This is a genomic window from Streptomyces sp. SCSIO ZS0520 (genome assembly GCF_025643355.1).
Taxonomy (GTDB): Bacteria; Actinomycetota; Actinomycetes; order Streptomycetales; family Streptomycetaceae; genus Streptomyces; species Streptomyces physcomitrii.
This window is the reverse complement of record NZ_CP092644.1, coordinates 971815-987069: the sequence shown is the minus strand read 5'-3', so window position 1 is coordinate 987069 and position 15255 is coordinate 971815. Positions and strand designations below refer to the sequence as shown.

The window sequence follows — 15255 nt, the reverse complement described above, 5'->3', positions numbered from 1 at the left end:
CTCGGGCCGGTCCGGTGCGCTGTCCCGGGCCGCTGATAGCCTCCCCTCGGCCGCGCGACGGTGGAACGCGGCAGCTCAGCGGCGCGGCGGGCCGGACCGAGGGGGCCCGGCCGAAGGCGCGGGGAACGGCAGCCGGAAAGGGGTCGGACATGGCAGCTCCACCCCCGGCGGACGCGCTCAAATTGCGGCCGCTCACCGCGCGTTCCGTCGTCCTGAGCCTCCTCCTCGGCTCCCATCCGCCGGAGCAGCCGGTACGGGAACTGGTCCGTATCGCCGAGCTGTTCGGCATCAGCGAGCAGACCCTGCGGGTCGCCCTGACCCGGATGGTCGCCGCCGGTGACCTGCTGCGCGCCGAGGGCACCTACCGGCTCAGCGACCGCCTCGTCCAGCGGCAGCGGCGCCAGGACGAGGCGATCCACCCGCGCACCCGCGACTGGGACGGCGGCTGGGAGATGCTCGCGGTCACGGTCACCGGACGCAGCGCCGCCGACCGCGCCGCGCTCCGCACCCGCCTGAGCGAACTGCGCCTGGCCGAACTCCGCGAGGGCCTGTGGCTGCGCCCCGCGAACCTGGACCGCGCACTGCCCCCCGAACTCGACGACCTGGTACGGAAGTTCACCGCCCGGCCGGAGGACGAGCCCGGCGCCCTGGCGAACGGCCTCTGGGATCTCGACGGCTGGGCCCGCACCGGCACCGCCCTCCTCGACCGGCTCCAGGCGGCGAACCGCCCGGCCGAGCGTTTCACCCTCGCCGCGGCCGCCGTCCGCCACCTCCTCGCCGACCCGGTACTGCCCGCCGCCCTGCTCCCGCCGCACTGGCCTGCCGCGGAACTGCGCGCCGCCTACGGCCGCTACCAGGGGGAACTCGTGGCGTTGGGGCGGGCGGGGCGCGCGGGGGCCTGAGCGCCGCCCGGTCACCCGGGGCGGTGGACGCCCGGTGAGCGGCGGTCCGGTGATACCCGGCGGGCAGGGGTCCGGCGACACCGGGCGGGCGGCGGTCCGGCCCCACCGCATCTGCGTCGGGGCCGGAGCCGAGCCCTCATCTGCCTTTGTACGGACCGGCCGTTGCCTACCGCTGAAGAGCGGGCCGCAGTGCCTCCAGTACCGCGTGGTCCTCGATGGTGGAGGGCACCTCGGCCGGGCGGCCGTCCGCGATCTGGCGCATGGTCTTGCGCAGGATCTTGCCCGAGCGGGTCTTGGGCAGGCCGTCCACCACCAGCACATCGCGGAAGGCGGCGACCGGGCCGATGTCCCGGCGGACCGCCTCGACGAGTTCCCGGCGCAGGGTCTCCTCCGCCACCTCGGCGCCCGCCTTGAGGACCACGAGCCCCAGCGGGAGCTGGCCCTTGAGCGCGTCCCTGACCCCGATCACCGCGCACTCCGCGACCGCCGGATGCGCCGCGAGGACGGCCTCCATGGAGCCCGTCGCCAGCCGGTGCCCGGCCACGTTGATGACGTCGTCCGTACGCCCGAGGACGAAGAGGTACCCGTCCTCGTCGAGGTAACCGCCGTCGCCCGTCGAGTAGTAGCCGGGGTACGCCTCGAAATACTCCTTCACACAGCGCTCGTCGTCGCCCCACAGGGTCTGCATCGCGCCCGGCGGCAGCGGAAGCCGCAGGGCGATGGCGCCCTCCTCGCCCGGTCCCGACTCGCCGCCGTCCGGCCGAAGTACGCGGACGTCGAAGCCGGGGACCGGGACGGTGGGGGAGCCGGGCTTGATCGGCAGGGGTTCCAGTCCGCGCGGGTTGGCGGCGATCGCCCAGCCCGTCTCCGTCTGCCACCAGTGGTCCACCACCGGCACCCCGAGCCGCTCGCCCGCCCAGCGGTAGGTCTCCGGGTCGAGGCGCTCCCCGGCGAGGAAGAGGGCCTGGAAGGACGGCAGCCGGTACGCGGCGAGCGCCTCTCCTTCCGGGTCGGCGCGCTTGATGGCGCGCAGGGCCGTCGGGGCGGTGAACAGCGCCTTGACCCCGTACTCGGCGGCCACCCGCCAGAAGGCGCCGGCGTCCGGGGTGCCGACCGGCTTGCCCTCGTAGAGCACCGTGGTCGCGCCGACCAGCAGCGGGGCGTAGACGATGTAGCTGTGCCCGACGACCCAGCCGACGTCCGAGGCGCTCCACCACACGTCACCCGCGCCGATGTCGTAGATGTTCCGCATCGACCAGGTGAGCGCGACCGCGTGGCCGCCGTTGTCGCGGAGCACGCCCTTGGGGCGGCCCGTGGTGCCGGAGGTGTAGAGGATGTACAGCGGGTCGGTGGCGGCGACCGGTACCGGGGCCGCCGGTTCGGCCGTCGCGAGCAGCTCCGCCCAGTCGGTGTCGCCGGGGCCGAGCGCGGCCGGGGCGCTCTCGCGCTGGAGCATCACCAGGTGCTCGGGGCGGTGCCCGGCGAGCGCGTAGGCCTCGTCGACGATGGCCTTGTAGTCCACCACCCGGTTCGGTTCGATCCCGCAGGAGGCCGCGACGACGGCCTTCGGCGCCGCGTCGTCGATCCTGGCCGCCAGCTCCTTCGCCGAGAAGCCGCCGAAGACCACCGAGTGGACGGCGCCGAGCCGGGCGCAGGCCAGCATGGTGACCACCGCCTCGGGCACCATCGGCAGATAGACCAGGACCCGGTCGCCCTTGGCCACGCCGAGCGCGCGCAGCCCACCCGCGCAGCGCGCCACCAGGTCGAGCAGCTCGGCGTAGGAGTAGCGCGCCTTCGCCCCGGTCACCGGTGAGTCCCAGAGCAGCGCGGTCTGCTCGCCCCGGCCCTGCTCCACATGCCGGTCCAGGGCGTTGTACGAGGTGTTGAGCTCGCCGTCGGGGAACCAGCGGTACAGCGGCGCCGCCGACCCGTCCAGCGCCCTCGTCGGCCGCCGGGTCCAGTCGACGGCCCCGGCCTGCGCCAGCCAGAACTCCTCCGGCGCCGCGAGACTCTGCCGGAAGGCCTCGGCGTACGGGCCCTCGCCGGGGCGCGCGGCCCGGCTCCCCGGTGCGGACGCGGGCTGGGGCGCGGGCTCGGCTGCGTTCACGGAAGGTGTCTCCGATCGGTGGGGCGGCGGTTCGGGGTGGGGCGGTCGAGGACGTACGGGGACGGGCGCGTCCGGCGTTCCCGTCCCCGGGCCCGGGGCGGCACGCCCCCTGAACCGCCCGGCCGACCGCTGTACCGGCACAGTCGATAACACCTCGTCAGGCAGGTCAAGGGCCGGTCCGGGAGCGGGGAGCGGGGAGCCGGGAGTCGGCAGCGGGGAGTGGGGGAGTGGGGGAGCACCGGAGGGAGGGAGCCGGGAGCGCGGGGTCCGGCTGTCCGTTCCCACCGGATTCCCACCGGCGGCCCACCGCTGTCCCACGGTGCGCTGCCACCGTCGGCCTATGGCTTCCTCCGAACTCGACGCCGACGCCCGGGTGGCGCGGCTGCTGCAACGGACCGGATTCGGCACCGCCGCGGCCACGGATGTCACCGCCGCCGCGCGAGCGGGCTACGCGAAGACGCTGGCCGCCGTCCTCGCCGAGGGCGACGACCCGGGCGCCACCGCGACCCCGGCCCCCGCCCTCGGCCCGCTCCCGGAACGCCCCGAGAAGCCCGGCGGACCCGAGAAGGGGTCCAAGTCCGAGAAGGGCTCCAAGTCCGCAGAGGAGAGGGGGAGTTCGGAGAAGCGGGGCAAGCGGGATGCCGCCGGGGACGTACGGAGCGGCGTACAGAACGGCGTACGGAACGCAGCCGCGCAGGACGCCTCCCGCACCGGCGGAGACGGCGGGGGAGAGGACGGCGAGGCGGCGGACGAGGACGCCCGCAAGGCCTACCGGTCCGCGCTGCGCGGGCAGCGGGAGGACGCCGTGCTCTGGTGGCTGGACCGCATGGTGGCCGCCGAGCGGCCCTGGCGAGAGAAGCGGACGCTGCTCTGGCACGGGCACTGGGCCACCTCGATCGGCAAGGTGCGCTCGGGCCAGGCGATGCTCGCGCAGAACGAGACCCTCCGGCGGCTCGGCGGCGGCGACTTCCGCACCCTCGCCCGGGCCATGGTGCGCGACCCCGCCCTGCTGATCTGGCTCGACGCCCCGAAGAACACCGCCGAGGCGCCGAATGAGAACCTCGCCCGGGAGCTGATGGAGCTGTTCGTCCTCGGCGTCGGCAACTACTCCGAGGCCGATGTCCGCGAGGCCGCGAAGGCGCTCACCGGCTGGACGGTCGACCGCCGCGCCGAGCAGGGCCCCCGGGCCCGCTTCCGTGCGCGCCGCCACGCCGGGGGCAGCAGGACGGTGCTCGGCCACTCCGGGGATCTGGACGCCCGCGCGCTGGTGGACCTGCTCACCGAAGAGGCCGACTGCGCACGGCACTTGGCGACCCGCTGGTGGGGCTGGCTGGTCTCCGCCGAGAACAGTCCCTCCCGGGCGAGCCTGGACCGGCTGACCGAGGCCTTCGGCGCCCGCCGCGACGTCACCGCCATGCTGCGCGCCCTGTTCACCGACCCCGCCTTCACCGAACCGGACAACGTCCTCGTCAAACAGCCCGTCGAGTACGTCGTCGGGACGCTGCGCCTCCTCGGTCTGCGCCCGCGCCGACTCCCCGAGCAGGGCGGGCGGGTGCTGCTGCGCTCCCTCGGCGGCCTCGGCCAGACGCCCTTCGCGCCGCCCTCGGTCGGCGGCTGGCCCTCAGGTCCGGCCTGGCTGACCACGGCCGCGGCCCAGTCGCGCCTGACCTTCGCCCAGTACGTGACCCGCGCCGCCCGGGACACGGAGGCGATGGCCGGGATCCGGAAGGAGGCGGCGGGGGAGCGTCCCGAGGCACTGGCACGGCTGCTCGGCGTCCGGGAGTGGAGCAAGAGCACCCGCGCGGTACTGACCGACGCCTCCGCCGACCCGGCCCGGAGCCTGGCCATCGCCCTGACCAGCCCGGAGTACAGCGTCCTCGCCTGAGCGCCGGTTCCCGACGGCGGAGCCGCGGACGAACAAGCCGCGGACGAACAGGTCGGAAGACGAACGAGCACGAAGAAGAACAGGCACCAAGACGGACGAGCGCCAAGACGAACGAGCACCAAGACGGACTAGCGCCGAGACGCGCAAGCACCAAGACAGATGAGCACCAAAGCGAACAAGCACCAAGGCAAACAAGCATCAAGGCGAACGAGGAGGAAGCCGGTGAGGACCACCGTGGACACCTGGACGCGCAGGCGTTTCCTGAAGGCCAGCGGAGTGTCCGCGGCCGGGGTGCTGCTGGCCGGGGGCGCCGCCTACTCGGCGAGCGAACTCCTCGCCTCCGGTGACGGCGAGGGTGCCGGAGGCGAGGCGGGCGTACTCGTCCTGGTCACGCTGTACGGCGGCAACGACGGCCTCAACACGGTTGTCCCCGCGGCCGATCCGCACTACCGCGACGCCCGCCCCGACCTCGCCTACGGGGAGGACGAAGTCCTGCCGCTCGGCGAGGAACTGGGCCTGAACCCCGGCATGAAGGGCTTCCACGGCCTCTGGAAGGAGAAGCGGCTCGCCGTGGTCCGGGGGGTCTCGTACCCGAAGCCGGACCACAGCCACTTCCGGTCCATGGCCATCTGGCAGACCGCCTCCCCCGAGAGCCCCGCGCCCACCGGCTGGCTCGGGCGCTGGCTGGACGCCCAGTCGAAGCCGGATCCGCTGACCGCCGTCTCGCTCGGCGCCACCCTGCCGCCGGTGCTCGCGGGGGAGAAGGTGTCGGGGGCCGCGGTGTCCCTGGGCCGGGCGCCGCTGCCGGACGCCTGGCAGACGGTGTGCACCCACCTCGCCGCGGAACAGGCCGAGGTCCACCCGCTCCAGCAGCGTGCCGCCGCCACCCTCGGCGATCTGGTGCGCGTCGACGACACCTTCGCGGCGGGGGAGAAGATGGAGTCCGGGGACGGCAGGGGCGGCGAAGAGAAGAACGGCAAGGGCAAGGGCAAGGGTGAGGACGGCGCCGGGGAGGGCTCCGGTGAGGAGGACGGGCGGCAGAGCCCCGAGGAGGAGGACGAGGACGAGGACAAGCCCGCCGAGGGCGCCTCGGCGGGCGGGCAGAGCGGGCTCGCCGCCCAACTCGGCTTGGTGGAGCGGGCGTTGGCCTCGGGCGCGCGGACCCGGGTCTACTGCGTCAGCCTCGGCGGCTTCGACACCCACGCCAATGAGAAGGGCACCCAGTCCCGGCTGCTCGCCCGACTCGACCAGGACCTCTCCGCCTTCCTCGGCCGGATCCGGCGCACCGAGGCGGGCAAGCGGGTGGTGGTCGCCGTCCACTCCGAGTTCGGCCGCCGGGTGGGGGCCAACGCGGGCCAGGGCACCGACCACGGCACCGCGGGCCCGGTCTTCCTCCTCGGCGAGCCGGTACGCGGCGGCTTCTACGGGGACCAGCCCAGCCTTGCCAAGCTGGTCGACGGCGACCTCAGCACCACCACGGACTTCCGCGATGTGTACGCCACCCTCCTGGACCGGGTGCTCGACACCGAGCCGGGGCAGATCCTCGACGGCCACGAGAAGACCCTGGCCTTTCTCTGAGCGCGCTCTCCGGGCGGCTCCCGGTCCGCGGGCCCGTGGTCCCGGTCGCGGGCCCGCGGGCGCGGTCCGTCCGCTCGCCTCGGCCCCCGGGCTCCCGCCTCAACTCCCGTGCGCCGCCCCGCTGCCCGGCAGTTCCACCGTGACCGTGGTGCCCTGCCCGCGGGCGCTGCGGACCAGGCAGCGGCCCCGGTGGGCGGCCGCCACCGCGGCGACCAGGGCGAGGCCTAGGCCGCTGCCGCGGGTGCGGCGTCCCGCTTCGGCGCGGTAGAAGCGGTCGAAGACATGCGGCAGGGCCTCCGGCGGGATGCCTTCGCCCTGGTCGGCCACCTCGATACGTATCCCGCCGCCGCTCTCCGCGGTGAGGCGCACCTCGGCGGGGGTGCCCGGGGCGGTGTGCACCCGGACGTTGGCGAGCAGATTGTCCAGGAGCCGCCGCAGTTCGTCCTCGTCGCCGGTGACATACGCCGGGGTCTCCGCCTCGAAGCCGAGCTGCCGCTCCGGGTCGACCACCCGGGCCGCCTCGACGGCCTCCCGGGCCAGACGGGCGAGGTCGACCTCCTCGGCCCGCAGTTCGCGCCGGGCGTCGAGGCGGGCGAGCAGCAGCAGGTCGTCCACCAGGCGTGACATCCGCAGGGCCTCGTCGCCGATGCGGCCCACGGCCTGGGCGCGCTGGTGCTCCTCGGGCAGGGCGCCCTGTGCGTACAGGTCCGTGTAACCGAGCACCGCGCTGAGCGGGGTGCGCAGTTCATGGGAGGCGTCCGCCACGAAGCGGCGCAGCCGCTCCTGCATGCCCTCCTGGCGGGCGAAGGCCTCGCCCTGCTTCTGCAGCATCGTGTTGAGCGCGAGGCCGAGGCGCCCGACCTCCGTCTCCGCCGACTCCCGTATGCGCAAGGGCGCTTCACCGCGGGAGATCGCGTCCGCGTCGCGGGCCATCGCCTCCAGTGGCCGCAGCCCGCGCCGTACGATCCAGAATCCGGCCCCGGCGACCAGGGCGAGACCGGCCGCGGCGCCCGCGCCCTCGATCAGCAGCAGCCGCTCCAGCGCGTCGTCGACGGCGGTGAGCGGCACCGCCACGACCAGAACGCCCTGGCGCCCCGGCAGTTTGCGGTTCAGCAGCCGGTAGCCGGGGCCGGAGCCGTCCGTGGCGGAGACCGTCACCGGGGAGCCGCCGGTGCCGCGCGGCGGCTTCGGCACCTCGGGCGGCGCCGCCCCGGGATCCCGCAGCTGGGGCGCCAAGGGGCGTATCGCGCCGGAGGGTTCGCGGATCTCGATGAAGTACCCCGTGCTGCCCAGCATCCGGGCGCCGGTGCCGAGGCCCTCGCCGGGGCGTTCGCCCTCCTTGATCTGCTGGACCACGCGCTGCTGCACGGCCCGCGCGGTGGTGTCGGTGCGGTCCAGGAGGTAGTCCCGCATCGTGGCGTACACGAAGGCGGCCACCGCGAGGAGCACCACGCCGACCGCGGCGAGGAGGGCGAGCAGCAGCCTGCCGCGCAGGGACCGGGGGAGCGGGGGCCGCCTCATGGCGCGTCCGGCTCCGGCTCGCGCAGCATGTAGCCGACCCCGCGCCGGGTGTGGATCAGCGGTGCGCCGAGCGCGTCGAGTTTGCGGCGCAGATACGACACATAGGTCTTCAGCACCGCCGGGTCGCCCTCCCCGTAGTCCCAGACGCGGTCCATCAGTTGCTCCTTGGTCAGCATCAGGCCGCGGTTGAGGAGCAGGCAGTGCAGCAGCCGGTACTCGGTGGGGGAGAGGTCGACCAGGACGCCGCCGCGCCGCACCTCGTAGGTGGCCGTGTCCAGTTCCAGGTCCGCGCAGCGCAGCACCTGCGGGGCGGCGGCCGCCCCGGTGCGGCGGATCACCGCGCGGACCCGGGCGGCGACCTCGTCCAGCCGGAAGGGCTTGGTGATGTAGTCGTCGGCGCCCAGGTCGAGCCCGGTGACGACGTCCTTGCCGCTCTCCCGGGCGGTGAGGAAGACCACGGGCACCCCGCTGCCGCCCGCGCGCAGCCGCCGGACCACCTCGAAGCCGTCCATGTCGGGCAGCATCACATCGAGGAGGACCAGATCCGGCCGGTTCTCCCGCGCCGCGTGCAGGGCCGCACGCCCGTCCACCGCCTCGTCGACCGTGTAGCCGAGGAAGCGCAGCGAGGTCGCGAGCACATCGACCAGCGCCGGTTCGTCGTCCACGACGAGCACCCGCCTGCCCTCTCCCTCGGCCACCTCGGCCCCCTCCCGCTCCTGGGCACCCGATCATGCCAGTCCGTACCGCTTCCCGTTGCGGGGCGGCCCGAGCCTGTGGACAACTCCCCGTCCGCGGCCCCGGGAAGCCTGTGGCGAAGGGGAGTTCGCCGCATCGCGGCCGCGCGGACCGGGGGTTTTCCGGCGTTCCCCGGAGCGTCTCGGACAGCGGTGCCGATTCCGCGGCCACGGCGGGCGGAACAGTGAGAAAGTGCCCCCACGGATGCCAGGGGACATCCGGGCTGCCCCGTCGTGGCGGCGGTGCCGCACGGTTCCCGCGGGGGCGCATCCGCGCCGGAGTGGGCGACTCCCGTACCGGGAAGCGGCGTAGGACAGGAGAATCGGGTCATGAGCAGGATCGAGTGGGTGCGTATCAGTACCGGGGCACGGTCGGTTCCCGAGCCGGTCGCCAACCCGGTCGTCTGGGCGGCGGCCTCCACCGGCGCGCTCATCCTGGTGGCCGTGCTCAACCATCTGGTCGGCCTGCGGCCCGCGTTGGCGCTCCTCGTGCTCTCGCTCTTCGCCGCCGTACTGGGCCTGTGCTCCCGGATGGACGCCGCGCCGGGGACCGCCCTGCTGTGCTGGCTCTTCCTCAACGGCTTCGCGATCCCGCCCGCCGGCACCCTCACCTGGACCGCCTCCCGCGACTCGGCCTGGCTGACCTGCCTGCTGCTCTCCGCCGTCGTCGGCACCGCACTGGCCCGGATCGTCAACGCCCGTGCCGCCTACCGCCGGGTGGGACCGGGGGAGCGGTTCTAGCCGGCAGGCGGGCGCGAGGCTTGAGAAGCGCGAGGGTTCAGAAGACGGACAGCCCGGTGAGCGTGGTGAACCGGTCGAGGGCCGAGACCCCCGCCACCGAATTGCCGCGCCGGTCGAGCCCCGGGCTCCATACGCACAGGGTGCACACCCCGGGCACCACGGCGATGATCCCGCCGCCGACCCCGCTCTTGCCCGGCAGCCCCACCCGGTAGGCGAACTCCCCGGCCGCGTCGTAGGTACCGCAGGTCAGCATCACCGCATTGACCTGCTTGGCCTGGCTGCGGGTCAGCAGGGCCGAACCGTCGGCGCGGACGCCGTGCCGGGCGAGGAAGGACCCGGCGAGGGCCAGGTCCGCGCAGGAGGCCTCCAGGGAGCACTGCCGGAAGTAGGCGGTGAGCAACTCGGGTACCGGGGTGGTGATGTTGCCGTAGGCGGCCATGAAGTGGGCGAGGGCGGCGTTGCGGTCGCCGTGCGCCGACTCGGAGGCGGCGATCTCCGGCACGAAGTCGATCCCGGGACTGCCGCTCTCGACCCGCAGCAACTCCCGCACCCGCTCCGCCGCGTTCCCGGTCAGCGACTGGAGCCGGTCGGTGACCACCAGGGCACCGGCGTTGATGAAGGGATTGCGCGGGATGCCGTTCTCGTACTCCAGCTGCACCAGGGAGTTGAAGGGGTTGCCGGAGGGCTCGCGCCCCACACCCCGCCACAGGCTCTCGCCTTCCAGGGAGAGTACGAGCGCGAGCGCGAAGACCTTGGTCAGGGACTGCGCGGAGAAGGGCCGGCGCCAGTCCCCGGCGCCGTAGACCGTGCCGTCCGGCTCCGCGACCGCCATGCCGAAGCAGCCGGGGTCGGCACCGGCCAGGGCCGGGATGTAGTCGGCGGGGCTGCCGCGGTCGGTGAGCTGCGCCATCTCCCCGGCGATACGGTCGATCACCTCGCGGAACCGCCCGGCCGAGGACGGCACGGCGCAGGAGGGCCCGGCGGGCGCGACCGAACCGCCCGCGCCCGCAGCGCTCCCGGCGCTGCTCGTGCTCTGCGTACGGGCGGGGGCGGCGGCATCGGACACGGCGGTGTTCCTCGGCGTTCTGGGCGGGGGCGCGGCGGAGGGCGGAGCGCCCGCGGACGGGAACGTACGCCGGTGGCCGGTCAGCCGCCGCCGGGGGCACCCCCGACCCTAACGTTCCCGCCGGTCATCCCCCCTGCCGGTGCCGGGCCCTCAGGCGAGGCCGTCGCGGAGGGCGCGGACGCGTGCGGCGCCCGCGTCGAAGTCGGCCCCGTCGAGCGTGCCGTCCGCGAGGGCGCCGGTCAGCGCGTCCACCGCGTCCTCGCCCTGGCCGACATCGCGGGCCGAGCACAGGATCAGGTCCATCCCGGCCCCGGCGGCCGCCACCGCGCGCTCGGCCACCCCGCCGAAGTCCGCGAGGGCTCCGGCCTCCAGGGCGTCGGTGACCGTCACGCCGGTGAAGCCGAGCCGGTCGCGCAACTCGCCGACCACGGTGGGGGACAGACCGGCGGGCAACTCGGCGTCCAGCGCCGGATAGACCGCCCAGGAGAGCATGACGAGCTTGACGCCCGCGGAGATCGCCGCCCGGTAGGGCGCCTCGTCGACGCTGCGCAGAGTGGCGGCGGAGGTGGAGAGGGTGACCGGCCGCTGGTCGGTGTTCTGGCTCGCGGTGGCGGGGCCGAGACCGGGGAAGTGCTTGGCGGTGGCGGCGACCCCCGCGTCCTGCTGCGCGGTCACGAAGGCCGAGCCGAGCACGCCCACCGCCTGCGGGTCCTTGCTGTACGAGCGCTCGTACTGGTCGGTGAAGTCGCCCTCCTTGCGGTACACGTCGAGTACCGGGGCGAGGTTGACGTTCATGCCGACGCCCGCGAGGTTGTCGCCCGCGCCGGTCCCGGTGAAGGTCGCCTGGAACTCGGCGTCCGCGGAGGTGCCGACGTCCTTGGCGGAGGCCACCGGCGCACCCGGCAGACGGCGCACCATGCCGCCCTCCTGGTCGGTCATCAGGAGCAGCGGGGCCTTCACGGGGGCGGAGGCGTTCGCCTCGTTCAGCTCCCGGACGACGTCCGCGATCTGGTCGAGGCTCTGCACGTTCTCGGTGAAGAAGATCACCCCGGCCGCACGGCCCGCCCGGATCGCCGAAAGGAGCGAGGCCGGGGGAGTGAGCCCCGGGTAGGAGTAGATGACACGCTGACCGGCGCGCTGCTCCGGGGTCAGCGCGGCCGGTCGCGCGGGATCGGGGCGCCCGGCCGCGGCCGCGCGGTCCGCCAGTCCGAGACCGGCGGCGAGGGCGGCCGTACCGGCGAGCAGAGCGCCGCGTCGGCTGAGGGGCTGCTGTGCGGAGCTCATGACCATCTCTCTTTCGCGAACGGCCGGTCGGCCCGGCCCGTGGGGGGATACGGGTGTGGGGAGGTACGGGGGTGCCCGCGGGCACCGGAAAAAACTGGCGGAGCGGGCCCACACCGGCCCGCTCCGCCAGGGAGCCGATCAGACAGCCGTCACGCGGTGTTGTTCGCCAGGGCGAGCAGGCGCGAGCGGTCGCCGTTGAAGCGGTCCCGGTCGACGTTCCCGGAGACACCGGCCACCGAGCCCGTGGAGGTGTACTGCCAGACCGTCCAGGACGAGAACCCGTTCGGGATGCTCGGGCTGCCCGCGGAGGTCCAGTGAGCAGTCCACAGCGGGCTCTTGGCGGCCATGCCGCTCCAGCCGCCGGTGCAGGAGTTCCACCAGCTCGGGCTGGTGTAGATCACCACGTCGCGGCCCGTCTTGGCCTTGTACGTGTTGTAGAAGTCGAGGATCCACGACTGCATCGCCGCGGGCGTCTTGCCGTAGCAGCTGCCCTCGATGTCCAGCACGCCCGGGAGCGTGAGGTTGTCGCGGGACCAGGCGCCGCCGTTGCTGGCGAAGAAGTTCGCCTGCGCCGCACCGCTGGAGGAGTCGGGCCGCGCGAAGTGGTACGCGCCCCGGATCACCTTCGCGTTGTAGGCGCCGGTGTAGTTGGCGCTGAACTGCGGGTCCTTGTACGTGGTGCCCTCGGTCGCCTTGATCCAGGCGAACTCGATGCCCGCGCCCCGGACCGAGGCCCAGTTGATCCCGCCCTGGTAGTGCGAGACGTCGATGCCCGCGGGGTTCGCCAGGAGGTCCGTGCCCGGGGCGCCCTTGAGGACACCCTGGGTGTCGGGCTTGAAGTCCTTGCTGTCCTGCGTGTAGCCGACACCCATGTAGCCCTGGCCCACCGGCACCGGGTTGTCGTCGGGCAGCGGCGCCGAGGAGGCGGTGCCCGAGGTCATGCTGAGGGTCATGGCCACGCTCGCGCCCAGGACACCGGCCACAGTGAGTCTTCGCTGCACGGACTTCGCGGAAAGGATTCGGGAGAACAAGGCTTCCTCCTGCTGATCGAGGGATGAGATGCAGTGGTGGTCGGTGATCCTTCGGTGCGGTGGCGCCTGCCGCGCCCCAGGGAGCGGAACGCGGCGGACAAAAGGGCTCAGGGGTTTCTTCCGCCGTCGCGAGCGGATGGTCCCGGATGCCGTGGAAATCGCCCCTTGCCCACATTTCTGGAAATGCTGCTCATGGCGCCGCCACCGCTGTATTGCCGTAGGCGAACGGCGTATTGCCGTGGACGAGCGACCGGGAAAAGCAGGACTCGGTCGGGAGCAACGCTGCCTCCTGGCGCATCTGTGGTGCACGCGGCACGAGGGCGAAACCCTCGTTGGCGCGCACGGCCGAGTGGGCGGAACGCATGGGCGAGCAAGATGGGGCGCATCCCCCTCAAGCGGACCGTCGCGCGCTTCCCGCACTCCAACTGTGGTCTACGCGCGTCTACTTGAGGCGGACACGTCATAGTGAGCCATGAAACGAGGGTGCGGTAAAGGGGCTTCCGGCTCGTTAGTGGTCTAGACCAATTGGGCACTTCGGTGAGCTGCGGAAACAGAAGCGAACACACGGAACTTTTAGAAATGGCGAAGCGGCTCCCGCGTATCCCGAATTGGGCAAATGGCACATGGAGTTCGCCATGGGGAAGATCGGCCCGTCGAATGGCCCCGGCGCCGGGCGGTCCCGGACAGCACCGCTGCCGCACTCGTCCTGACGTTTCGAGTCGGGACGAGTGCGGCAGCGGCGGGGAACCTGCCGGCTCCAGCGCGGGCCCTTACTCGGTGATCTGGACCAGCTTGTTCGGGGTGCCCTCGCCCGGGTTGGTGATGCGGTCGGCCGCGGCGGCGTCACCGAGCGCGGTGGCGACCTCCTCCGGGGTGGCCTCCGGGTGGCCGGCCAGGTAGACGGCGGCGGCACCGGCCACGTGCGGGGTGGCCTGCGAGGTGCCGGAGTACGTGGTGGTGGCGTCGTCACCGGTGTTGAAGTCGGAGACGATGTCCACACCCGGCGCGTACAGGTCCACCGAGCTGCCGTAGTTGGAGAAGTAGGCCTGGCCGTCCGCGTCGTCACTGGCCGCGACGGTCAGCGCCTCCGAGACCCGGGCCGGGGAGTAGCCGGCGGCGTCGTCGGCGGAGTTGCCCGCGGCGACGGCCACCGTCACACCGGAGGCGACGGCCTCGCGGACCGCGGTGTCGATGGCCTCGTCGGCGCCGCCGCCCAGGCTCAGGTTGGCGACCGAGGGGCCCTGGTGGTTCTGGGTCACCCAGTCGATGCCCGCGACGACCTGCTCGGTGGTGCCCGAACCGTTGTCGTCGAGCACCCGCACCCCGACCACCTCGGCCTTCTTGGCCACACCGTGGGCCGCACCGGCGAGGGTGCCGGCGACGTGCGTGCCGTGGCCGTGGCCGTCCGAGGCGTCGTCGTCCCCGTCGACCGCGTCGAAGCCGGAGGAGGCGCGGCCCTCGAAGTCGCTGTGGGTGGTGCGCACCCCGGTGTCGATGACGTACGCGGTGACGCCCTCACCCGCGGAGTCGGGGTAGGTGTACGCGTCGTTGAGGGGCAGATCGCTCTGGTCCACGCGGTCCAGGCCCCAGGACGGCGGGGAGGACTGGGTGGCGGCGATGGTGAAGGTCTTGCTCTGGACCACCTTGTCGACGGCCGGGTCGGCGGCCAGTCTCCGGGCCTCGGCGCCGCTGAGGCCCTCGGCCGAGAAGCCGTTGATCGAGGCGAAGCTGCGGCCGAGTTCGCCGCCGTACTTCTTGGCGATGTCCTTCTTCGCGGTGACACCGGCCTTGCCGTCGAGCAGGACGACGAACTGTCCCTTGATCGCGCCGGGCGCGCCCGCGCCGAGCACGGTGCCCTCGGCGGGGGCCGCGCCGGCGGGCAGCGCGGCGATCGTCGAACCCGCGGTGAGGGCGACCGCGGTCGCCACGGCCACACCGAACCAGCGCTTGCCGGACCGCTGGAAAGCAGACATGTGAGGGGTCTCCTGTCTCGGGAGTGAGGGGGGAGGAGCGCGGCGGCCCCCCTGTGGGGCGGTCGCGTACATGTCATGCTTCGCAACTCCCGGTGACGGCTCAAGAGTTGTACGTAGTCATCACGGCACTGCCAACCGCCCGCAACAAGAAGCCCCGCAAATGCCGTGAGCGTGCGTGCCCGCCCCCGGTGCGCGTTACACCGCGGCCATACGCCGTTCCGATCCCGGGGTCCCGCCGCGGAAGCCCTAGCTGTATTGACTCGCAGGGTTGTTGACGCGGCTGATCGGTGGTTGGCCGCCGAGTGCGGTGTGGCCCCGGCGGTGGATGCACAGGGGTGTCCCGCGAGCGGAGCGGCGGCAGGGCGTCGTGGAAGTCGAGATGGTCGTTGAGTTCCTTGGCCGCTTTGCGCAGGTCAGGAACCCGAGGAAGAGG

11 protein-coding genes are annotated in these 15255 nt (G+C 73.4%); 4 read left to right on the top strand and 7 right to left on the bottom strand.

Annotation, left to right across the window (positions count from 1 at the left end; translation table 11 throughout):
- Positions 1-149 precede the first annotated feature (149 nt).
- A complete protein-coding gene (locus MID12_RS03340; protein WP_040246615.1) occupies positions 150-902 on the top strand; it encodes a PaaX family transcriptional regulator C-terminal domain-containing protein in 753 nt (250 codons plus the stop codon).
- 166 nt (positions 903-1068) lie between these two features.
- On the opposite strand, the gene MID12_RS03335 is transcribed toward MID12_RS03340, so the two are convergent.
- Entirely contained in the window at positions 1069-3009 is a 1941-nt protein-coding gene (locus MID12_RS03335) for a propionyl-CoA synthetase (protein WP_263164767.1), read from the bottom strand.
- Positions 3010-3349: 340 nt separating this feature from the next.
- Between MID12_RS03335 and MID12_RS03330 the strand changes: the two genes are divergently transcribed.
- Positions 3350-4894 (top strand): DUF1800 family protein, encoded by a 1545-nt coding sequence (locus tag MID12_RS03330; protein ID WP_263164765.1) that lies wholly within the window; start codon positions 3350-3352, stop codon positions 4892-4894.
- Positions 4895-5116: 222 nt separating this feature from the next.
- Positions 5117-6472, top strand: coding sequence for a DUF1501 domain-containing protein (locus tag MID12_RS03325; RefSeq protein WP_263164763.1), 1356 nt, complete (start codon positions 5117-5119; stop codon positions 6470-6472).
- Between the two features lie 99 nt (positions 6473-6571).
- On the opposite strand, the gene MID12_RS03320 is transcribed toward MID12_RS03325, so the two are convergent.
- Both MID12_RS03320 and MID12_RS03315 read right to left on the bottom strand, forming a co-directional pair.
- Complete coding sequence (locus MID12_RS03320) at positions 6572-7993, bottom strand: sensor histidine kinase (RefSeq protein ID WP_263164761.1); 1422 nt, start codon at positions 7991-7993, stop codon at positions 6572-6574.
- A complete protein-coding gene (locus MID12_RS03315; RefSeq protein ID WP_040246611.1) occupies positions 7990-8691 on the bottom strand; it encodes a response regulator transcription factor in 702 nt (233 codons plus the stop codon). The genes MID12_RS03320 and MID12_RS03315 overlap by 4 nt, the downstream gene beginning before the upstream one ends.
- A gap of 366 nt (positions 8692-9057) precedes the next feature.
- Between MID12_RS03315 and MID12_RS03310 the strand changes: the two genes are divergently transcribed.
- Positions 9058-9468, top strand: coding sequence for a hypothetical protein (locus MID12_RS03310; RefSeq protein WP_040246609.1), 411 nt, complete (start codon positions 9058-9060; stop codon positions 9466-9468).
- Positions 9469-9505: 37 nt separating this feature from the next.
- Here the strand turns inward: MID12_RS03310 and MID12_RS03305 are convergent, their stop codons facing one another.
- From MID12_RS03305 to MID12_RS03290, 4 genes are all read right to left on the bottom strand, one after another.
- A complete protein-coding gene (locus tag MID12_RS03305) occupies positions 9506-10378 on the bottom strand; it encodes a glutaminase (protein WP_411577039.1) in 873 nt (290 codons plus the stop codon).
- 306 nt (positions 10379-10684) lie between these two features.
- Positions 10685-11818, bottom strand: coding sequence for a glycoside hydrolase family 3 N-terminal domain-containing protein (locus tag MID12_RS03300; protein WP_040256124.1), 1134 nt, complete (start codon positions 11816-11818; stop codon positions 10685-10687).
- 149 nt (positions 11819-11967) lie between these two features.
- Positions 11968-12771, bottom strand: a complete 804-nt coding sequence (locus tag MID12_RS03295; protein WP_078845376.1) for a GH25 family lysozyme — start codon at positions 12769-12771, stop codon at positions 11968-11970.
- Between the two features lie 848 nt (positions 12772-13619).
- Positions 13620-14822, bottom strand: coding sequence for a S8 family peptidase (locus MID12_RS03290; RefSeq protein WP_263164756.1), 1203 nt, complete (start codon positions 14820-14822; stop codon positions 13620-13622).
- Between the last annotated feature and the right edge of the window lie 433 nt (positions 14823-15255).